Annotated in this window: 24 protein-coding genes; 17 read left to right on the top strand and 7 right to left on the bottom strand. The window is 33.5% G+C overall.

The window, feature by feature from the left end; genetic code table 11:
• Nucleotides 1-42 precede the first annotated feature (42 nt).
• From rppH to gltP, 10 genes are all read left to right on the top strand, one after another.
• Complete coding sequence (gene rppH, locus AC5LW9_RS13565; RefSeq protein WP_039128604.1) at nucleotides 43-615, top strand: RNA pyrophosphohydrolase; 573 nt, start codon at nucleotides 43-45, stop codon at nucleotides 613-615.
• Nucleotides 612-1481 carry a prolipoprotein diacylglyceryl transferase gene (gene lgt / locus AC5LW9_RS13560; protein WP_493456066.1) on the top strand — a complete coding sequence of 290 codons (870 nt, stop codon included), beginning with the start codon at nucleotides 612-614 and terminating at the stop codon, nucleotides 1479-1481. The genes rppH and lgt overlap by 4 nt, the downstream gene beginning before the upstream one ends.
• A complete protein-coding gene (thyA, locus tag AC5LW9_RS13555) occupies nucleotides 1478-2272 on the top strand; it encodes a thymidylate synthase (protein WP_493456065.1) in 795 nt (264 codons plus the stop codon). Before lgt ends, thyA begins: the two co-directional genes overlap by 4 nt.
• Nucleotides 2273-2496: 224 nt before the next feature.
• Complete coding sequence (gene lpxL, locus AC5LW9_RS13550; protein WP_198236657.1) at nucleotides 2497-3447, top strand: LpxL/LpxP family Kdo(2)-lipid IV(A) lauroyl/palmitoleoyl acyltransferase; 951 nt, start codon at nucleotides 2497-2499, stop codon at nucleotides 3445-3447.
• 45 nt (nucleotides 3448-3492) lie between these two features.
• Nucleotides 3493-4575, top strand: coding sequence for a 23S rRNA (cytidine(2498)-2'-O)-methyltransferase RlmM (gene rlmM / locus AC5LW9_RS13545; protein ID WP_086327183.1), 1083 nt, complete (start codon nucleotides 3493-3495; stop codon nucleotides 4573-4575).
• A gap of 22 nt (nucleotides 4576-4597) precedes the next feature.
• Nucleotides 4598-6433 (top strand): penicillin-binding protein activator, encoded by a 1836-nt coding sequence (locus AC5LW9_RS13540; protein ID WP_493456064.1) that lies wholly within the window; start codon nucleotides 4598-4600, stop codon nucleotides 6431-6433.
• Nucleotides 6402-6770: a YraN family protein gene (locus tag AC5LW9_RS13535; RefSeq protein ID WP_039128621.1), complete on the top strand. Its 369-nt coding sequence runs from the start codon at nucleotides 6402-6404 to the stop codon at nucleotides 6768-6770. Before AC5LW9_RS13540 ends, AC5LW9_RS13535 begins: the two co-directional genes overlap by 32 nt.
• Before the next feature lie 16 nt (nucleotides 6771-6786).
• Nucleotides 6787-7365 (top strand): SIS domain-containing protein, encoded by a 579-nt coding sequence (locus AC5LW9_RS13530; RefSeq protein WP_198228603.1) that lies wholly within the window; start codon nucleotides 6787-6789, stop codon nucleotides 7363-7365.
• Nucleotides 7366-7463: 98 nt separating this feature from the next.
• Nucleotides 7464-10154: a DNA topoisomerase (ATP-hydrolyzing) subunit A gene (gene gyrA / locus AC5LW9_RS13525; protein ID WP_411628660.1), complete on the top strand. Its 2691-nt coding sequence runs from the start codon at nucleotides 7464-7466 to the stop codon at nucleotides 10152-10154.
• Between the two features lie 87 nt (nucleotides 10155-10241).
• Entirely contained in the window at nucleotides 10242-11552 is a 1311-nt protein-coding gene (gene gltP, locus AC5LW9_RS13520; protein ID WP_493456631.1) for a glutamate/aspartate:proton symporter GltP, read from the top strand.
• A gap of 106 nt (nucleotides 11553-11658) precedes the next feature.
• Here the strand turns inward: gltP and AC5LW9_RS13515 are convergent, their stop codons facing one another.
• From AC5LW9_RS13515 to rpmB, 7 genes are all read right to left on the bottom strand, one after another.
• Entirely contained in the window at nucleotides 11659-12069 is a 411-nt protein-coding gene (locus AC5LW9_RS13515) for a VOC family protein (RefSeq protein WP_493456063.1), read from the bottom strand.
• Between the two features lies 1 nt (nucleotide 12070).
• On the bottom strand, nucleotides 12071-13372 hold the full coding sequence (gene fucP / locus AC5LW9_RS13510) for an L-fucose:H+ symporter permease (RefSeq protein ID WP_493456062.1): 1302 nt from the start codon (nucleotides 13370-13372) through the stop codon (nucleotides 12071-12073).
• Nucleotides 13373-13412: 40 nt separating this feature from the next.
• A complete protein-coding gene (locus AC5LW9_RS13505; protein ID WP_493456061.1) occupies nucleotides 13413-14342 on the bottom strand; it encodes a ribokinase in 930 nt (309 codons plus the stop codon).
• Between the two features lie 15 nt (nucleotides 14343-14357).
• Nucleotides 14358-15041, bottom strand: a complete 684-nt coding sequence (gene alsE / locus AC5LW9_RS13500) for a D-allulose 6-phosphate 3-epimerase (RefSeq protein WP_198236663.1) — start codon at nucleotides 15039-15041, stop codon at nucleotides 14358-14360.
• Between the two features lie 58 nt (nucleotides 15042-15099).
• On the bottom strand, nucleotides 15100-15888 hold the full coding sequence (locus AC5LW9_RS13495) for a DeoR/GlpR family DNA-binding transcription regulator (RefSeq protein WP_084810906.1): 789 nt from the start codon (nucleotides 15886-15888) through the stop codon (nucleotides 15100-15102).
• A gap of 403 nt (nucleotides 15889-16291) precedes the next feature.
• A complete protein-coding gene (gene rpmG / locus AC5LW9_RS13490; RefSeq protein ID WP_025314526.1) occupies nucleotides 16292-16459 on the bottom strand; it encodes a 50S ribosomal protein L33 in 168 nt (55 codons plus the stop codon).
• A 15-nt stretch (nucleotides 16460-16474) separates the two neighbouring features.
• A complete protein-coding gene (gene rpmB / locus AC5LW9_RS13485; RefSeq protein ID WP_025314527.1) occupies nucleotides 16475-16711 on the bottom strand; it encodes a 50S ribosomal protein L28 in 237 nt (78 codons plus the stop codon).
• Nucleotides 16712-17453: 742 nt separating this feature from the next.
• On the opposite strand from rpmB, the gene aroE reads away from it, so the two are divergent.
• The 7 genes from aroE to AC5LW9_RS13450 all read left to right on the top strand — a co-directional run bounded on the left by aroE (nucleotide 17454) and on the right by AC5LW9_RS13450 (nucleotide 21616).
• Nucleotides 17454-18284, top strand: a complete 831-nt coding sequence (gene aroE, locus AC5LW9_RS13480; RefSeq protein WP_198228610.1) for a shikimate dehydrogenase — start codon at nucleotides 17454-17456, stop codon at nucleotides 18282-18284.
• Between the two features lie 148 nt (nucleotides 18285-18432).
• Nucleotides 18433-18786 carry an Aca2/YdiL-like domain-containing protein gene (locus AC5LW9_RS13475; RefSeq protein WP_039130077.1) on the top strand — a complete coding sequence of 118 codons (354 nt, stop codon included), beginning with the start codon at nucleotides 18433-18435 and terminating at the stop codon, nucleotides 18784-18786.
• Between the two features lie 223 nt (nucleotides 18787-19009).
• On the top strand, nucleotides 19010-19522 hold the full coding sequence (gene aroL / locus AC5LW9_RS13470; protein ID WP_493456060.1) for a shikimate kinase AroL: 513 nt from the start codon (nucleotides 19010-19012) through the stop codon (nucleotides 19520-19522).
• Between the two features lie 278 nt (nucleotides 19523-19800).
• Nucleotides 19801-21000 (top strand): MFS transporter, encoded by a 1200-nt coding sequence (locus tag AC5LW9_RS13465; protein WP_065738369.1) that lies wholly within the window; start codon nucleotides 19801-19803, stop codon nucleotides 20998-21000.
• Between the two features lie 113 nt (nucleotides 21001-21113).
• A complete protein-coding gene (locus AC5LW9_RS13460) occupies nucleotides 21114-21251 on the top strand; it encodes an MFS transporter (protein ID WP_143422853.1) in 138 nt (45 codons plus the stop codon).
• Nucleotides 21252-21325: 74 nt separating this feature from the next.
• Nucleotides 21326-21478: an MFS transporter gene (locus tag AC5LW9_RS13455; RefSeq protein WP_143422854.1), complete on the top strand. Its 153-nt coding sequence runs from the start codon at nucleotides 21326-21328 to the stop codon at nucleotides 21476-21478.
• Between the two features lie 3 nt (nucleotides 21479-21481).
• On the top strand, nucleotides 21482-21616 hold the full coding sequence (locus tag AC5LW9_RS13450) for a hypothetical protein (protein ID WP_493456059.1): 135 nt from the start codon (nucleotides 21482-21484) through the stop codon (nucleotides 21614-21616).
• Nucleotides 21617-21642 lie beyond the last annotated feature (26 nt).

Below are 21642 nucleotides of genomic sequence, written 5' to 3'. Positions count from 1 at the left end.
AAACAATTTAGCCATATAAGAATAAATTTTTTGAGGTAGTCAGTGATTGATAATGATGGCTACCGTCCAAATGTAGGAATAGTTATTTGTAACAGGTATGGTCAAGTACTTTGGGCTCGTCGTTATGGACAAAATTCTTGGCAGTTTCCTCAGGGCGGAATAAAACTAAACGAAACGCCTGAGCAGGCAATGTTTCGTGAATTAAACGAAGAAGTAGGATTATTACCTCAAGATGTAAAGATTCTATCCGTTACTAACGGTTGGTTACGATACAAATTACCTAAACGAATGATACGTTGGGAAAATCAACCTGTTTGTATTGGTCAAAAACAGAAATGGTTTTTATTAGAATTGATATCTGATACATCGGTAATTAATCTCAATAAGTCTTCAACTCCTGAATTTGATGATTGGAAGTGGGTTAGTTATTGGTACCCTATTCGTCAGGTTATTGCTTTTAAACGCGATGTTTATCGAAAAGCAATGAAAGAATTTTCATTGCCAGTATTTAGCATCCAATCCGAGGCGGAAGCACCAATAGCAAATGTTTCTAAAAAGAAACGATTTAACTTCTTTGCTCATAAACGAAAAAATAAACAGTGTATTAAAAAATGAATCAATACTTACAATTTCCTAACTTCAATCCAATTGCTTTTTCACTTGGTCCTGTATCGCTTCATTGGTATGGTGCAATGTACTTATTTGGAGTGCTTGGGGCGCTTTATTTAGCCAAACGAAGAGCAAATAAACCTAATAGCCAATGGACAACACAACAAGTTGAGAATTTGCTATTCTGGGGTTTTTTAGGGCTTTTTATAGGTGGGCGATTAGGCTATGTCCTTTTTTATAATTTTAACGTTTTTATCAAAGACCCAGTGATATTGTTTAAAGTTTGGGAAGGCGGTATGTCATTCCATGGCGGTCTAATCGGTGCAATTTGTGTTATTGCTATTTTCGCAAAAATGAACCATAAAACCTTTATGCAAGTGGCTGATTTTGTCGCTCCTTTAGTACCTATTGGTTTAATGTTTGGGCGATTTGGTAATTTTATTAATGGTGAACTTTGGGGACGTGTGACTCAATCTCATATTGGTATGTTATTCCCGACTTCCTCTCATGCTGATTTTATGTTTGTACAAACACATCCTGAATGGTTATCGCTCTATACTTCTCTTAATGGCATTTTACCAAGGCATCCTTCACAGCTTTATGAAATGATGTTTGAAGGAGTTGTTTTATTTATCATTTTGAATTTGTTCATTCGTAAAAACAGACCAACAGGCGCTGTTTCAGGACTATTTTTGCTTTGTTATGGTTTATTTCGATTTGTAATCGAATTCTTTAGACAACCCGATGAGCAACTAGGATTATTTTTTAATATCATTAGTATGGGGCAAATTTTATGCCTACCAATGATTTTTGCTGGTATTTTATTTCTTTTTTATACATATAGAGTTAACAAAAAGGCGACAGCACGATGAAACAGTATTTAGCACTTATGCAAAAGATTTTAGCTGAAGGTACGCCTAAGTCAGATCGAACAGGAACTGGAACATTATCCATTTTTGGTCATCAAATGCGGTTTAATCTACAGGATGGATTTCCATTAGTCACTACAAAAAAATGCCATTTACGTTCAATTATTTATGAATTACTTTGGTTTTTAAAAGGTGATACAAATATTCAATATTTAAAAGATAATAAAGTGACCATTTGGGATGAATGGGCTGATGAGAATGGTGATTTAGGCCCTGTTTATGGAAAACAGTGGCGAGCGTGGACAGCACCAAATGGCCAGCATATTGATCAAATATCGCAATTAATTGATCAAATCAAAAATGATCCTGATTCAAGACGCCTAATAATTTCTGCTTGGAATGTTGGAGAATTGGATCAAATGGCGTTAGCTCCTTGTCATGCATTTTTTCAATTTTATGTAGTGGATGGAAAGCTTTCTTGCCAGCTTTACCAACGTTCTTGTGATGTGTTTTTAGGGTTACCATTTAATATTGCTAGCTATTCGTTATTAATTCATATGATTGCTCAACAATGCAATTTAGATGTGGGTGATTTTGTTTGGACTGGTGGTGATACGCATTTATATTCAAACCATTTGGAACAAACTCATTTACAATTGAGTCGAACGCCTAGAGCGCTACCAAAACTTGCTATTAGACGTAAACCTCCAACAATTTTTGATTATGAGTTTGAGGACTTTGAAATTATTGGCTATGATCCTTACCCTGCAATCAAAGCACCCGTTGCGGTTTAAATTCTTGTAAAGAAGTTTCAGGAAAAGCCTACGTTTGAGTATAAAATTTTAAAAAATCTTAAGAACGAAGATCACAGCAACTAATTATATATTGTTGTGATCTGTTTAAACTATACCTTATTAGATACATTAATGTAGGGAAGATCTTTCTAATTTTCTGCCCTTAAAATCAATATATAGTATATAATAATCAACTTTGTTATTAACAATAACTTAATCTTAATATGAGTCAAAATCAGGAAATTCGTCCTATCTTTACTAAACGCCTACTACACCCTCGTTACTGGTTAACGTGGTTTGGTATTGGTATCTTATATTTAATCGTTTTATTACCCTATCCAGTAATTTATCAATTAGGAAAAAGTTTAGGGTTGCTTTCAATGAAATTAATTGGTAAACGTAAAGAGACAGCAAGACAAAACCTTAAACTTTGTTTTCCTGAAAAATCACAGCTTGAACGTGATCAATTGTTGCGGGGCAATTTTATTTCTACTGGATTGGCTATTTTCGAAACAGGGATGGCTTGGTTCTGGTCTGACAAAAGATTAGCTAAACATTCATCTATTGTCGGTGACCAATATATCAAAAATATACAACAATCAGGTCAAGGCGTTTTACTTATTGGAATTCATTTCCTAACATTAGAATTAGGGGCGCGCATTTTAGGAATGAGTCATCCCGGTGTAGGTGTTTATCGACCAAATGATAATCTGGTAATGGATTATGTTCAGCTTAGAGGTAGACTCAAATCTAATAAATACATGTTAGATCGCTATAATACTAAAGGTATGATCCGTGCATTAAAAAATTGTGAGTTACTTTGGTATGCCCCTGATCATGATTATGGACCAAAAAATAGTGTCTTTGCCCCATTATTTTCAGTAGAAAAAGCCGCTACAACAATAGGTACACGTATATTGGTTAAATTAGGCCAACCCGCCATTATTCCATTTACACCTAAGCGTGAGGAAAATGGCCATTATACCGTGTATGTAACACCAGCGCTTGAAGGTTATCCTATTGATGATGATGTATTAGCTGCAACTTTTATGAATAAAGCTATTGAACAAGAAATTTTAAAAGCTCCAGAACAATATATGTGGTTACACCGACGATTTAAAACCCGTCCTAAGGGGGAAGCTCCTTTGTATACTAATGATGTTCAATCTGACTAAATCAATTGTTTTTTATAATGTCTGTTTGAAGAGTAAAAATACGAAATGCAAAAACTAAATAAAATTATTCTATACTGTCGCTGTGGATTTGAAAAAGAATGTGCTGCTGAAATCACAGATAGAGCTGCACAACTGGAAATATTTGGTTTTGCCAAAGTTATAGAAAATAGTGGTTATGTCACTTTTGAATGTTATCAAGACGATCAAGCTACGATACTGATAAAAAAACTTCCGTTTCGTACTCTAATCTTTGCTAGACAGATGTTTGTATCAGGTGATTTATTGACTGATCTACCAGCAAATGATCGGATCACTCCAATAATTAATGCATTATCGGGTTTGATCGATAACGCAGGTGATGTGCGTGTAGAAGTCGCTGATACCAATGAAGGTAAAGAACTAGCTGGATTTTGTCGCAAATTTACAGTACCACTTCGTCAAGCGCTACGAAGCAAACGTATTTTATTAAAAGTTGAAAATCCAAAAAAACCTGTTATTCATCTATTTTTTACAAGTAGTAATAGTTGTTATGTAGGTTATTCATTAAGTCAAAATAACTCACCTTTTTATATGGGGATCCCTAGACTAAAATTTCCTGCTGATGCACCAAGTCGTTCTACATTAAAATTGGAAGAGGCGTTCCATATTTTTATTCCTTATGAAGAGTGGGATGAACGCTTAAAAGGTGGTTTGAATGCAGTTGATTTAGGTGCTTGCCCAGGCGGTTGGACTTATCAACTAGTTAAAAGAAGTATGATGGTTTACGCTATTGATAATGGTCCAATGAATAACAAACTAATGGAAACTGGACAAGTTAAACATTATCGTGAAGATGGCTTTAAATTTACGCCTAAAAAACATAATATTTATTGGTTAGTTTGTGATATGGTTGAAAAACCGACCAAGGTGACGCAATTAATAGCTAAATGGGTGATTAATGGTTGGTGTCGAGAAACCATTTTTAATCTTAAATTACCAATGAAAAAACGGTATGAAGAAGTAAAACAAAATATAAAGTTACTCAATGACGAATTAAATAATAATCAAATCAATGTTCAAATTCAGGCCAAGCAGCTTTATCATGATCGTGAAGAAATTACTGTTCATGTGCAACGAATTTGGGGATAGTAAATAACAAGAGAGTGGGTGTATGAATTTAAAAATTTTCTTTTATTCAATATTAATGTCTATATTATTGACATTTTTAACTGGATGTCCGGGTAATCAATCGCAACTTAGTGATTATGATGGAACTAAAAGTTCTAGTTATTATCTATCACTAGCGGATGAAAGTTCTGGAAATGCTAAAACCAATTGGCAATTACTAGCTATTCAGGCATTAATTAAAGAAAATAAAGTTTCTCAAGCAAAAGATTTGTTATCTCAAATATCCTCTGATCTTAATGATGAACAACAGAAAGAAAAATTATTGTTGCAAGGTGAAATTGCAGTAAAATTGAAAAAACCATTTAATATTAAAAAGTTAACAACTGATGGGTTAACCAATTCACAATTATACCGTTACTACTCTATTAAATTAAGTTTGGATGAAAAAAATAGAGATATCAATGGTCAAGCTCATGATTATATTGAACTAGAAAAATATACGCCAGAAAAACAGAAAAACCAGATATTAAATGATACATGGAAATTTTTTAGTAGATTGAGTACTAAACAAGTTAATACCATTTTAGTTTATGAAGATGAAGTAACTTTACAAGGATGGATTAATTTAGCGGATGCTTATAAAAGTAATAATATAGAACCAAAAACACAAGAAGATGATACGCCTGAAATTATTGCAGAGAAAGTACAAAAACAGAACGAATTATTAAAACAGGCTGTAAAAGATTGGTTACTACAATATCCGGATCATCCAGCTAAAAGTATCATTTCTTTATTAATAGGAGAACAAGCATTAAATGTTGATGATGTTAATGCTAAAAAAGTGGCATTATTATTACCACTAACAGGATCATCACGCCTTTTTGGTGATACTATTCGACAAGGTTATTTTGATGCCATTAAATTTTTCCCACAAGAGCCACAACAAAATGTAGTTTTACTTGATACAACAAGTGCTGATATGGATGCTCTTATAAGTCAAGCTAAAGAACAAAATGTTGAATTGATAGTAGGTCCTTTACTGAAAGATGAAGTGATTAAGATTAAACAGTTGGCGCCTTCTTTACCTGTTTTAGCATTGAATAAAGTGGATAATAGTTCAGTTACACCGAATAAAATGTGTTATTTCGCATTATCACCAGAAGATGAAGCACAAGATGCAGCAGATCATATTTATGTACAAAACAAATTAAAGCCACTCTTGCTGGTTCCGCAAAATGATCTCGGTCAACGTGTAGCTCAAAGTTTTGCTAAAAAATGGTCTGAATTATCATCTAATAGTTCACAAGCTTATGTACAATATTTTGGCAATAAAAGTACATTAAGTTCTGGTATGAATCGTAATGTAGGAATAAAACTTACTGGAATCCCTATTTTAACCGATTATACAGAAGATCAATCAGACAATTTTGACGCTGTCTATATTTATGCTTCATACGATGAGTTAACTCTTATAAAACCAATGATTGATATGGCAGCCGGCAAATCAGTAGGTAATTCATCCTCACTTATGATCTACACAAGCACCAAAAGTCATGTGGCTAATGCTTCGGATGATTTTAATTATGATATGGATCATACTGAATATGCTGAAATTCCAATGATCGTTAATTATTCTGATCAAATGTCAGAAATCATACCTGACAATATTCAGAAAAATTATTCATTATTGCGTTTATATGCGATGGGGATTGATGCTTGGAGACTTGCAAATCGCTTTAATCAAATGAATTCGTACCAAACTGACTTTTTAAATGGTATGACGGGAAGATTATCGACGAAGGATCAATGTGAAGTCACTCGTGCTTTATCTTGGCAACAATATATTCATGCATTATCCCGATCTAATTCAGAAGAATAACAAAAAAATTGGCAAGCATTACGAAGATATTGCTTGCCAGTATTTACTAAAACAAGGGCTTTCATTTATTGCTCAAAATAGTCAATATCGTTTAGGTGAAATTGATTTAATTATGCGTGATAAACAATGTCTCGTTTTTGTTGAAGTACGTTATAGAAAAAATGCCAATTTTGGTAATGCCGAAATGACCGTAACATCAAGTAAACAAAATAAAATCAAGCAAGCGGCACAACTCTGGATGTTATCAGAAAATATGAATATTGATGATACAGAATTTAGATTTGATATTTTTGCTATTACGGGCAAAAACCAAAAATGGATTATTAATGCGTTTTAATTTTTAGGTGAAAAACGTGCAAGATTTAATAAAAAATTATTTTACTGAAAGTATTCAAACTCAAATTGTAATGGCTGAGTCTTTAGGGACATCAATTGAAAAAGCGGCAAGCATTATTGTTCAAGGTTTACTTAATGGTAATAAAATTATGAGTTGTGGTAATGGCTCATCTGCGGCAAATGTACAAAGTTTTACTTCTCGATTAATTACCAGTATTAATATAGAAAGACCCAGCATACCCGCTATAGCTTTGGTATCTGATAATGTATTATTAAGTGCAATCGCCAATCATGAAGAAGTCTATGCTCGCCAAATACAAGCTTTGGGGCAGCAAGGTGATATTTTGATAGTATTGACTTGCCAAGGTAACAGCCGTTCGATTATTCGCGCTGTTCAAGAAGCTGTGATTAAAGATATGAAAATTGTTGCTTTAACTGCTTTTGATGGTGGTGAAGTTATCGGCTTACTTGGTCAAAATGATATTGAGATAAGAGTTCCATCTTATAAAAAAGTAATGGCATATGAAATGCATGCTATGATTTTAAATTGTTTATGCCAATTAATTGAAAATACTTTGTTTATTCAACATGAATAAGTTGAAATAAAAACGGTATAGTCCTGCATTAATAACGAATTTTATGCTATAATTACAAGCTATTTTGATGACCTAATTTAATAAGAGAATATGGTGTTATGACCGAACTAGCCAAAGAAATAACCCCCGTTAATATTGAAGATGAGCTAAAATCCTCTTATCTTGACTATGCAATGTCTGTCATTGTCGGGCGTGCTTTACCTGATGTACGCGATGGCTTAAAACCAGTCCATAGAAGGGTCCTTTTTGCCATGCATGAAGCTGGATACGATTGGAATAAACCTTATCGAAAATCTGCTCGTGTTGTTGGGGATGTTATTGGTAAATACCATCCACATGGTGACTCTGCTGTTTATGACACGATCGTACGTATGGCACAGCCATTTTCATTACGTTATATGTTAGTTGATGGTCAAGGAAACTTCGGTTCTGTTGATGGTGATTCGGCTGCGGCAATGCGTTACACTGAAATACGTATGCAAAAGTTCGCAGGTGCGTTATTGACTGATCTCGATAAAGAAACGGTTGATTTCTCGCCGAACTATGACGGCTCTGAAATGATCCCTGATGTATTGCCAACGCGTATTCCTAATTTGCTAATAAATGGTTCTTCAGGTATTGCGGTTGGTATGGCAACAAATATCCCTCCTCATAATCTATCTGAAGTCATTAATGGTTGTCTTGCTTTTATTGAGGATGAAAATATTTCAGTTGATGGATTAATGGAACATATCCATGGACCTGACTTTCCAACTGCTGCTTTAATTAATGGTCGAAAGGGTATTGAAAATGCCTACCGAACTGGACGTGGTATTATCTATATTCGTTCTAAAGCAACTATTGAAGTTGATGATCATAGTGGGCGTGAAACAATCATTGTTAATGAAATTCCGTATCAAGTTAACAAGAAAAAACTGATCGAGAAAATAGCTGAATTAGTTAAAGACAAAAAAGTTGAAGGTATCTCGGCGCTACGCGATGAATCTGACAAAGATGGGATGCGTATTGTTATTGAAATTAAACGAGATGCTGTCGGTGAGGTTGTATTAAATAACTTATTCTCATTGACACAATTGCAAGTCTCATTTGGTATCAATATGGTAGCCTTACACAAAGGGCAACCTAAACTTCTAAATTTACGTGAGATGATTGAAGCTTTTGTGCTTCATCGACGTGAAGTGGTAACTCGTAGAACTATTTATGAATTACGTAAAGCTCGTGAAAGAGCCCATGTATTAGAAGGGTTAGCTATTGCGCTTGCCAATATTGATCCTATTATTGAATTAATTCGCGCAGCTTCAACTCCAGTTGAAGCTAAAAGCAAATTATTATCTCAAGCTTGGCAGCTTGGTAATGTAGCAGCAATGCTCGAAAAAGCGGGTAACGATGCTGCTCGACCAGAAGATTTAGCGCCAGAATTTGGTATTCGCGATGGTTATTATTACCTATCAGAAGCACAAGCCCAAGCTATTTTAGATCTTCGTTTACATCGATTAACGGGTCTAGAACATGAAAAGATTTTGGATGAATATAAACAATTACTGATTCAAATTAGCGAGTTACTGCACATTTTAGCCAGTCCAGAACGTTTAATGGAAGTGATTCGTGAAGAGCTTGAAGCGGTTCGTGATCAATTCCAAGATGCAAGAAGAACTGAAATTACAGCAAGCAGTGCTGATATTAATATCGAGGATCTTATTGCTCAAGAAGATGTTGTTGTAACTCTCTCACACCAAGGCTATGTAAAATATCAGCCTTTATCTGATTACGAAGCTCAACGTCGAGGTGGCAAAGGTAAATCTGCAACTAAAATCAAAGAAGAAGATTTTGTTGAAAAATTACTTGTAGCGAATACCCACGATACGATTCTTTGTTTCTCAAGCCGTGGTCGTTTATATTGGATGAAAGTTTATCAACTACCTGAAGCAAGTCGAGGTTCACGTGGACGTCCAATTATTAATTTATTACCACTCGAAGCAGGTGAACGTATTACCGCGATCCTACCTGTTCGAGAATTTGATGACGAACACTGTGTATTTATGGCTACAGCACAAGGTACCGTTAAGAAAACTTCACTAATTGAATTTAGTCGTCCAAGAAGTGGTGGTATTATCGCTATTAATTTACGTGATGATGATGAATTAATCGGTGTAGATCTAACAAGTAATGAAACGTCTGATACTGTTGATGATGAACTCAATGATGATGTAATTGTTGACGAGACTGATAATGATGAAGAGGTCTCTCAAATCTCTAATACAGAAGACATTATGTTGTTCTCCGCTAATGGTAAAGTGGTTCGCTTCCCAGCCAATAAAGTTCGCTGCATGGGACGAACTGCGACAGGTGTTCGAGGTATTAAATTAGAAGACGATGATAAAGTCGTATCACTGATTGTTCCACGAGGAAATGGCGCGATTTTAACTGCAACGCAAAACGGCTATGGTAAACGTACACAACAAGAGTTATACCCAACCAAATCACGAGCGACAAAAGGTGTTATTTCTATCAAAGTGAGTGAAAGAAATGGTAAAGTCGTTGGTGCTGTTCAAGTTGATGAAACAGATCAAATCATGTTAATCACTGATGCAGGAACGCTTGTACGTACACGTGTTTCGGAAGTAAGTATTGTCGGTCGAAATACACAAGGAGTTATGCTGATTCGTACAGCAGATAACGAAAAAGTCGTTGGATTACAGAGAATAGCCGAAACTGAGGATGAGGAAAGTGAATCCGATCTTTCTCAAGAAGATGAACGACAGAGTTCAGCTTCGGAGTCCGAAGAATAAGTTTTAATTATCAAAAAGGATTAGTTATAACTAATCCTTTTTTATTTATAATATCCAGAAAAGGAATAGTATTAAATGTCATTTTTAATAAAGAAAATCTTAACAAATCTTGCATGGCAAATTTTAATTGCTTTGATACTAGGTGTAGCGGTGGGCGCTTATTTATTTGAACTTTCTGTCCCAAGCCATCCTTTACATTCATATTATCAATTTTCGATAGTTAATATTTTTCAACCAGCTGGTGATATCTTTATTCGTTTAATTAAAATGATTGTATTACCTATTATACTCAGTACGCTCACTTTAGGTATTGCAGGTATTGGTGGTTCAAAAAGATTAGGGACATTGGGTTTTAAAACTATTCTCTATTTTGAAATTATTACAACGATTGCCATCTTACTAGGGCTTTTCTGGGGAAATATTTTTGCACCGGGTGCGGGAATTGACTCTACAACCTTAGCAACGAGCGATATTAGTAAGTATACTAAAGCCGCAGAAGAATTGAGCGGAAAACCTCATGGCTTAATTGTTATGATATTAGATATGATCCCAGCTAATATTTTCAAAGCTATGAGTGATGGCGCTGTTTTACCTGTTATCTTCTTTTGTGTCTTTTTCGGTTTAGGTTTAATGTCGTTACCAGACAAACAACGTGAACCATTTGTTTTCTTCTTAAAAGTTGTATCTGACACCATGTTTAAAGTAACGAACATGATTATGCGCTACGCACCAATTGGTGTTTTCGCTCTGATTACTGTAACCGTTGCTAGATATGGATTTGCATCTCTTCTGCCGTTGTTTAAATTAATTTTGACTGTTTATTCAGCCATGATTATTTTCACATTGTTGGTATTAGGATTTGTATGTAAACTTTGTAAATTTAATATTTTTACGCTATTAAAAATATTAAAAGAAGAGTTGGTTATTGCATTTTCAACAGCGAGTTCTGAAACTGCATTACCAAAAATTATTGAAAAGATGGAAGCATACGGTGCGCCAAAGGCGATCACAAGTTTTGTTATTCCAACAGGTTATTCATTTAATCTTGATGGCTCAACGCTTTATCAAAGTATTACGGTTATCTTTTTGGCTCAGCTATTCCATATTGATTTAACCATTTTAGATCAAATTATTATTGTTATAACATTGATGATTGCCTCTAAAGGTATAGCTGGCGTACCGGGTGCTTCAATCCTTGTTTTATCTGCAACCCTAGGCAGTGTGGGTATTCCGCTTGAAGGTATTGGTTATATTATGGGCGTAGAGCGTATTTTAGATATGGGTAGAACGGTTGTTAATGTTGTTGGTAATGCATTAGCAGCGATTGTTATTGCTCGTTGGGAACATGTTTTTGATGATAAAAAAGCAAAAGCATACGAACAACAATATTTGAAATAATTCTGTTGTTAACTAATGCTGTAATTATTATATTATAAAATATAAAACTACCTGTAATGACAGGTAGTTTTATAATTTGTTTTTTAATTACTTATTTTTATAGTTATTAGAAATATTTTGTCATATCAAATTCAATTCTTTCTCCATCAGGACCACTAATAAGAAAAAAGCTTACTTCACAATGCTCTCTTTTCTCATAAATTGGCCCCTCATTGATCTCGTAACCGAAGCTTCTTATCTTATTAAGCATTCCGTCAATATCATTAACTTCTAGTGCAAAATGTTCAATACCATTGTGAGGTTGAGTTAAATCGGTATAAATATTATCCGGTAATTGATACAGTTCCAATGTAAGCTTTGGTGAAGTTAAAAACTCTACGTGCACTTCGCCACTTTGAACTTTTTTGGAAAATTTTTCTGTAACTATAAATCCTAACGTTTGATAAAAAGATGAGGATTTATCAATGTTACTAACTTTTAAACCCAAATGGGCAATACCTGTAATTAAATTATTCATATTAGATACCTTTTCTCGAACAATAGTAACCATAAAATGCAACGTAGATAAAACAGCATAGAGGTGCGGTAAATGCTATTTGCATGTTTCCTTGATTTACATCAGAAATAATTCCCATAATTAGTGGAATAACTGCACCACCAATAATTGACATAACGACAATGGATCCTGCAGTTTGAGTATCTTTACCCATTCCTTTAATTGTTAATCCGAAATTAGTTGGCCATCCAGGAGCCATACAAAAACTAATGGTAGTTAATGTTGCAATGGCCATGATCCCAGAGATCATTATTGCTATTGCTAACAAGATAACTGCCAGAATAGCAAAGATACTCAATAATTTAGCAGGACTTATTTTTTTCATTAAAAATGTAGATACAACTTTCCCTAATGCATAGAAAAGTAGTGAGATAAGTAACCAATAAGTAGCATTATGTTCAGATGTGCCAGTTTCAACTTGTTGGACGAAACGTATAGTAAAACTCCAGACACCAACTTGAGCACCAACATATAAAAATTGAGAAATAATACCTAAAGTAAAACGAGGAATAGCAAAAAGTCTTTTTAAAGAATGGATTAAATTTTCATTTTCTTGATTTTCAATCGAACTAGCCTTACATGCTGGAAATTTGACAAAAATAAATATCAATGCAATTAAAACTAATATTGAACCGATTATTAAATAAGGTGTAACTACTTGCCCAACCATTTGATGCCTAGCCTCATTTGCTGCTTCCGGTGTCATTTGCAATAATTCAGCATGGCTAGGATCATTTTTACCAAATACTAATTGTTGACCTATTAGAACACCTAATATAACTCCAACGGAATTAAAAATTTGTGAGAAATTAATCCTTTGTGTTGATGTTTCTATGGGACCTAACAAGCTTGAATAGGTATTACAAGATGATTCAAGAAATGACAAACCACAAGCGATAATGCCTAAGCAACCAAGAAATGCATAATAGGTCATTGATGAGGCTGCTGGTATAAATAAAAAGCATCCAGTCGCATATAACATTAAACCAATAACAATTGCTAATTTGTAAGAAAATTTTTTAATTATAGCTGCCGCTGGTAATGCAATAAAAAAGTATCCTAAAAAAAATACTGATTGAACTAAAGCAGTTTGTGTATCAGTAAGATCAAACCCTTTTTTAAACTGTGCAATTAAAATATCATTTAAATTAACAGCCATTCCCCAGAGTGCAAATAAACAACATACTAGAATAAATTTTGCCCATGGCGTTTTTGTTAAATAAGCACTACTATCTAAAGTAGATGATTTATTAGTCGTATTCATAATAAAACCTTAATATCTAAAAATAATTAGTAATAATTTATTAATTACTACTAAATTTGTTCATACGTTCAATTGCCTGCTGATAGGTAGTCATACATGCCGCTCCAATATATTCGACACTCACGGCTGCAAAAGCAGAACTAAATAACGCAGCTTGTTTAATATTTTGTCCATTAGCAATTTGAGCAGCTAAGGCTCCGTTGAAAGCATCTCCAGCACCAGTTGTATCAACAGGATTTGCTGGGAAACAAGGGATCCAAGTTTTGGTTGAATGATCTGAAAGTAGTGAACCTTTAGCACCCATAGTGATGATGATTTTTTTAACACCTTTTTGGTGTAGATAATCAGCAGCACATTCTGCACTTTCTTTATCAGTAATTTTTTGACCTGTGAGAAGATAAGCCTCTGTTTCATTGGGGGTTAACAAATCAACTTTTGATAATAAATTATCACTAACAGGTTGAAATGGCGCTGGATTTAAAATAGTAAATGCATTGTTATTATTTGCAATATTAATTACCTGATTGATAGCTGAAAGATTATTCTCAAGTTGGACTAATACTACATCTGCACATTTTATTGCAGGTTCGCATTTTTTAATTTCTTCTTCTGTTACAATCATATTGGTACCAGGATCGACAGAAATCATATTTTCAGCACTTTCGCCAGCAACGTAAATTAATGCATTGCCTGTAGCTCGTTGATTTGAACTTAATATGGTTACAGCATTAAACCCTACTTCCTTAAGATGACGGCGAGCAAAATAACCAAAATCATCTTCTCCTATTTTTCCTATATAGTGAACATTTGCTCCTGCTTTCAATGCTGCTGTCGCTTGATTAGCCCCTTTTCCTCCTGCTGAGATCTTACTTGAACTGGCAACCAATGATTCACCAGGCATAGGAAAACGATCTAAAAATGCAGTTATATCAAGATTAAAAGATCCGAAAACACAAACTTTTCCTTTCATTTAATTGTCCTTTTACTATTTGATAGTTTTAATAGCGTTATTGATATCAGTCGTCATTTTTTTCCAAGCTTCATCTAAAGAGAGATTCTTTTTAAATAGTCCTGAGCTTCCCATAATTAATACTTCAGCTCCTGATGAGAGCAGTTGATGATAAGTATTTGCATTACAAGAACCATCAACCTCAATTAGAAATTTAAAATCATTATGTTTTTTCAATTCAGAAAGTTTTTTAATTTTTTGTTGCATTTCTGGAATAAATGGTTGACCAGCATAGCCTGGATCAACGGTCATTATGGTAATTTTATCAAGTAGATGAATATATTCTGATATGTACTCAATAGGTGTTGCTGGATTTATGACAACTCCCGCTTTTTTATTTAATTGATGAATATGATTAATCACCCTAAAAGCATTAGTATTTATTGTTTCTGCATGAGGACAGATAAAATCAGCACCAGCATTTGCCATTTGATCAATAAAATCCGTAGGGTGTTCCACCATTAAATGGACATCTATGGGTATAGATGTGTGAGGTTTTATTTGTTCAATGAAGAAAGCTGAAAGTGTGATATTTTTTACAAAATGACCATCCATAATATCAACATGCAAAAAGTCAGCATGTTGATTAAAAAATGTTAATTGATCTTTTATATTAATTAAATCCATACACATCAGTGATGGGGAAATTTTATACTGCATAATTATTCTCCTTATTACTAGAACCATAATATTTATCTAGTTAAGAAGAGATATTTAATTAAGCTAATACAACCTCTACACTGTGCCAATCCATTTCTTTTTGTAGTAATTTATCGATATTTTTATCGGTAATTAGAACGTCAATATCGCCTAAGTTACATATTTTAGCGAAAGCATTTTGATTAAATTTGGTCGAATCAGCTAGTACAATGATTTTTCTTGCTGTTAATATCATCTGTTTTTTCAAATGAGCATGATATTCATTGTTGTCACTTAAACCATTATCAAAATCTAGTCCATCGCAAGAAATAAATAATGTATCTATAGTAAATTCGGCCAACATCTTTTCGGTTAATGACCCAACCATATCTTCATTTTTGGCAAAATAAGCACCGCCTAAAACAAAAATTTGAATTTGACTTTTTGCCGCTAATGTCTGAACTACATTTATTGAATGAGTGATGACAGTCATATCAACATTTGGAAGTTGTCTAGCTAAAAACCAGCAAGATGAACTACTGTCTAAAGCGATACGGTCTGCATTATTTACAAATTGTAGTGCTTTTCGGGCGATGCGGGTTTTTACATCTGTATTAACCAAAATTCGTTGGCGGAATGAGCGATTATTATTTAATATGGAAGGCACTATAGGATCACTAGAGATAGTTGAGGCTAGTACTGCACCTCCATGGCTGCGACGAATCAAGTCCTTTTTCTCTAAAGCTCTCAAATCTCTACGTAGTGTTTCTTTAGATACGGAACATAGTTTTGCCATCTCATTTACAGTCAAACTAGTGTGTTGACTTAGTAATTGAATGATCATTTGTTGCCGTTCTATTATTAACATAATATCTCCTTAACTGCCTTGTCAGTTTAACTTGTTAGAAATTACCATTTTGTGTATGGAATCTGTTTTGTTATTTGTTTTGTTTCATTAATAATAAAATATGATAAAGGACACATTTATCTTATTGAAAGGTTCAATATTTCATTAAATTTATACATATCATTACCCGAAACAAAAAAAAACGGTCAAAATCGGTATATAAAATCGTATTTGATTTTGACTGAATTTGACCGAATCTATTTTAAATAGATTAATGATAGTCTATTATGAATCGTAATGCTTATTAGTTCGGGAATATTTTTGCTAAATATGTGATTGAAATATTTTTTTTATTTGGATGGCGGGAAATAATTTCTTGCAATTATAAAAAAACCCAGCATTTGCTGGGCTTTTTATAAGATAACTATTTAATTTTAGCTTCTTTATAAATAACATGCTGACGAACAACGGGATCGTATTTTTTGATTTCCATTTTCTCAGGCATAGTTCTTTTGTTTTTGCTAGTGGTATAAAAATGACCTGTACCAGCAGAAGAAACTAATCTAATTTTTTCGCGTACACCTTTAGCCATGATATGGTTTCCTTATTAGTACTTTTCACCACGGGCACGAAGTTCAGCTAAAACTGCATCAATACCCTTTTTATCGATAGTTCGCATACCTTTAGCAGATATACGCAATTTTACAAAACGTTTTTCGCTCTCAACCCAGAAACGGTGAGTTTGAAGATTTGGTAGAAAACGACGTTTAGTAGCATTCATCGCATGAGAACGATTATTTCCTACTAAAGGACCTTTTCCTGTTACTTGGCATACTCGTGACATGTCAATAATTCTCCGAAATTTCTATGCTTAAGCCTTGGGCGTAATATGTTAATGGAATTAACCTCGTCAGGCTTTTAGTTTGCTGCAGTTCTATCTGAGAAGCAGTCTAACCTCTCACACTACACCCACAATAATGAGGTAGCGAAGTATACGCTGTTATACGCAAATTCTCAAGCATTATCTTATTTAAGCTTAAAATAAGTTTATATAAATATAGTTCACATAAAACCCAAATTGAGATAGAAAGTGCCGTGATGGATTTGGCTTCGATCTATTATGGTATAGACATTATAACAAGAGTACTCATTCTTGAAGAGTTTAATGTTGCTCACCTTATCATAAATAAAAACTATCAGAAAAGAGATATTTTTATTGCCACAATGAAAAATAGACCTTTATTACCCACAGAGCAAAAGTTTTATTGCTTTCTAATTGAACATATCTTAATTAAATATAATGACAATGCTATTTTGGGGGAGTTTGGAAAATTATCTTACTATTTGATGTGTCAAAAATATTAGCTTGTGACGGTGAATAATTAAAAAGTTAAATTCTGTTCAAAATATTCTATTAATAGAGTAGATATTATTTTTTACATATTAAACAAATTTTTATAAAACAAAATGTTAACTTTGTCTGTGATTTTAGAAAAAATGATTTAATTTTATAATAAATGTGTTTTAATAATTAGGATGAAGATTTTATTTATTCCTTTTGATTTTCCAACTTTCAAGGAGATTATATGAGCCAGTTTCAGCCATATAGCATATACGGCATTATCGGTTATCCTTTAGGTCACAGTATGAGTCCACTTATTCATACTACATCATTTCAAGATTATGGTATTCCTGCTGTATTAGTACCATTTCCTACTCCTCCAGAAGAAATTCCAACATTATTTAAATCGGTAAGATTATTAAATATACGTGGATTATGTGTCACTATTCCACATAAACAAACCATTATTCCTTATTTAGATGAAGTAACTGAGCATGTAAAAAAGGCGGGAGCAGCGAATTTAGTGTATTGGGATGGCGACAAGCTTTGCGGTGACAATACTGATATTGTTGGTTTCATGGAGCCACTTAGAGCGAAAAATTTGCCTGCTGAATACAAAAAGGTTTTATTACTTGGGGCAGGCGGTGCCGCACGAGCTGCCGTTGTTGGTTTACAAGATCTTGGTTATACCGATATTACTGTAACTGACATTGTTGATGATTTACCTCAATCATTAGCTAAAGAGTTCAATCTTAAAACCGTTGCATGGCAAGATCGAAATAAAGTAGAAGCGCAAATAATTATTAATTCGACTCCATTAGGTATGACAGGTAAATTTGAAGATCAAACACCTTATGAACAAGCATGGTTTAAAGGTAAAGGTATTGCGTACGATATCGTTTATACGCCATATAATACTCGCTTCAGACAAGAAGCTGAAAAAGCAGGTTGGGAGTCAATTTCCGGTCGAGAAATGTTTATTGGGCAAGCGAATGCACAATTTAAAATTTGGACGGGTAAAGATCTTTCTGAACGGGCAAAACAAGCCGTAATTGATGCCCTAGCAGGTAAATAATAAATAAAAGTATATACATCTAATTTAAATTAGATGTATTGCTGATATCTATATGTTTAACTTTTTTAAATTCTTTATATAAATAAATGATATCGGTGTCATATGTAAAGTTACTGTATAAGTAAAAATACGATAAGGAGGAGTATTTATGACTAACTTAGAATTGCAAGCGTATCGTCGTTTCCTAATGTTAAAAGTGTCAGAGGCAAGCGAATATATTGGTAAAACTGATGCTAGTACATGGCATAATTGGGAAAAAGGTACTGTTCCTGTTCCCCAATATGTTGTTACCGCAATGCAAGAATTGAAAAAATTCCGAACTGATAAAATAAATATTATTATTAATAGTATTAATGATCGTGTTGGTAGTAATACTATTCGTTATTTTATGACCTATGAAGAGTTCAAAAAAGTCAATCCAGAACTTGATATCATTCAGTGGCGATTACATCAATCTATTGCGACAGAGTTATATTTTCGTGGTTTAGAAAAATTGTGTTAACAAAAATTAATGCAACCACCATTTAAGTTTAGAGATATTTTTAATAAAAGTGTAAATTATTTTTTACAGGTAAATATTAAAATTTATTTATTTATTTTATAAAAATCAATGGCTTTTAAAAATATATAATAATATGTAAAAAAAATATTGCAAAATTTAAAGTGAATCACTAGCATAGACGGTATATTCTGTAAGCTGTAAATTTGAAGGAACAGGACTCAATATGAATAATACTATTTTTTTAGTAGGCGCCAGAGCTGCTGGCAAAACGACAATGGGAAAAATGCTTGCAAATAAGCTATCGTTTTCTTTCATTGATACAGATTGCCATTTGCTTGAAACTACTCAAAAAACAGTAGCTGAAATTGTTGAAAAAGAAGGTTGGGAAGGCTTTAGAGCCAGAGAAAGCCAGATTTTAATTGATACAACTAAGCCAAATCGAGTCATTGCTACAGGTGGAGGAATGGTACTGGCCGAGCACAATCGCCATTTTATGAAACAAAATGGTACTGTCATTTTTTTATCAGCTACAGCTGCAACATTAGCTGCACGTTTAATGAAAGATCCTAATGTTGCTCAGCGCCCATCATTGACGGGTCTATCTATTGTTGATGAAATGGAAAAAGTGTTGGCAGAGCGGTTACCGTTATATCATGATGCAGCACATCATGTAGTTAATGTTGAACAGGATGAAGCTCTAATACTTAATAATATACTTCATATGTTGCAAAATTAATCTAATATCCTTTTATTAAATACCACTTAAAGAGTGGTATTTTTTATTAATGATAAATAAAAATAATAAGTTAGAAACTTATAAAAATATCTATTGATGAGTTCGACTTTTATTCAATATTATTCTAATTTTATTTATACCTAATTTAGAAACTATAGATAAATATAAAAAACGAGAAGTTTAATAATAAATTTGGCGTAATCGTTTACAGATGAATATTTATATATTGAATACAACCAAATGCTCAAAAATTTAATTTTACATATGGAGTATCACAAATGGATAATCGAAAAATTAATTCTTATGGAATTGTCGGATCTATTTATGCCAATTATATTATTCAAAGTATTGCATTGATTGTGATTATGCAATTTTCTCAAGATCTTACAAAGCAGCTTAATACCGATTTGCTTGGTCTTGGCTATGTTGCTTCAGGTATAGGTATTGGCAAGATTTTTTTAATGTTTGCAGGTGGAATACTATCGGATAAATTTGGAAGAAAACTCTTTATCTATCTGGGCATGGCTTGCTATGCGATCTTCTTTATTGGCATGACTTTCTGTACCAATATTCATATCGCTTTTTGTCTTGCAATTGCCGTGGGGGCAGGCAATTCTTTTTTAGATACCGGTTCAATGCCTGCTTTGACCGAGTGTTTTCCTCGTTCAGCGGGTTCTGCAAGTGTCCTCATTAAAGCATTTATTTCTATTGGAACGCTAATTCTTCCATTTATTGTTACCTTTTTTAATACAAACGAAATATGGTATGGTTGGGCGTTTCTTGGCTTTACGGCTTATTTAGTTATTAATGGTTTAATTCTATTTCCTCAAAATTTTCCTAACAAAGATACCGCAATAAAAGGTAATGGCGGTACTGAAGATTATTTCAAAGCTAAACCAAAGTTTGAATTTGAAGGCATTTTATTAATCCTTATGGGATTCACCACCACAGCAACATTTGTCATAATTTTACAGTGGTTACCAACCATTGCGATTAATGGGGTTAATATGAGCGATCTTGAAGCTAAACAATTGATTAGCTACTATAGCACCGCATCAATTATCTCAGTCTTTGTAACGGCATTTATCGTTAAACATTTATTAAAACCTATATTTTGTATCATTATTTTACCTTTACTGTCGGCAATAGTATTAATGCTATTTTACTTTAATATTTCACCTATGATGTGTGTTATCGCTGCAATTGGTATGGGTTTTACGGCAGCCGGTGGCGTGCTTCAATTAACTCTAGTTGTTATGCAGCAATTGTTCCCAACACGCAAAGGTATAGCGGTCGGCTGTATGTATACTTTTAGTGGGTTATCCTTTATCGTTATTCCGCTTATCGTTCCAAAATTGGCTATGTATGATGTAAGTTATGCTATTTTGATCGACTTCTTTATCGCCCTAGCAAGTGTCATACTTGGCTCTATTGTCCTTTATCGATTTAAACAAGTAATTGATATGACAAAAATATAAAACAAAATGTTAATAAATTTTTTTAAAAATAATTACTAATAATCAAAAAATGAATGTTTATAGGAAATAATAGGTGTCTAAATAAATATTTAGGCACCTAAATTTGTTTATATATGAACTATTTTGTGCACGGAATGGGAGCCATCATTCTTGGGCTAAATATTGATTATTTAGCTGCACAATTTAACCCAGAGCTTACCTATTTATTTAATATTGCAAAAGATTCATTAACGCAGAACAAATTGGATTAGTCGGTAAAGCTAAACAAAATGTTTATAATGTCATGATGAGGCTAGGTGTTGGCCGATTATTAGTATTATTTATCATGGGGACTCTCTCAGGTAAATTTGGACGTAAACCATTTATCGTTTTAGGTGGTCTATTTTATATAGGATTCTTACTTGGTATTTTAGTTAGTCCAAATGTACAAATTGCTTTTATGTTTGCAATTTTAGGTGGCATAGCCAACTCAACATGAGATGTGGGTACTTATCCTGCTTTGATGGAAGCATTTGCAAAATCACCGGGTTCGGCGTCAATTTTAATTAAAGCAGCCATTGCCTCAGGTCGTCAATCTGTAATACCAATTATTATGGACATTATCATAGCTAACTAAGGTTATTATGGTTGATCATTTATACT

This window comes from Gilliamella sp. LMG 34360, from assembly GCF_984568995.1.
Note: the sequence above shows the minus strand (reverse complement) of the source record. Positions and strands in the feature narration are given on the sequence as shown.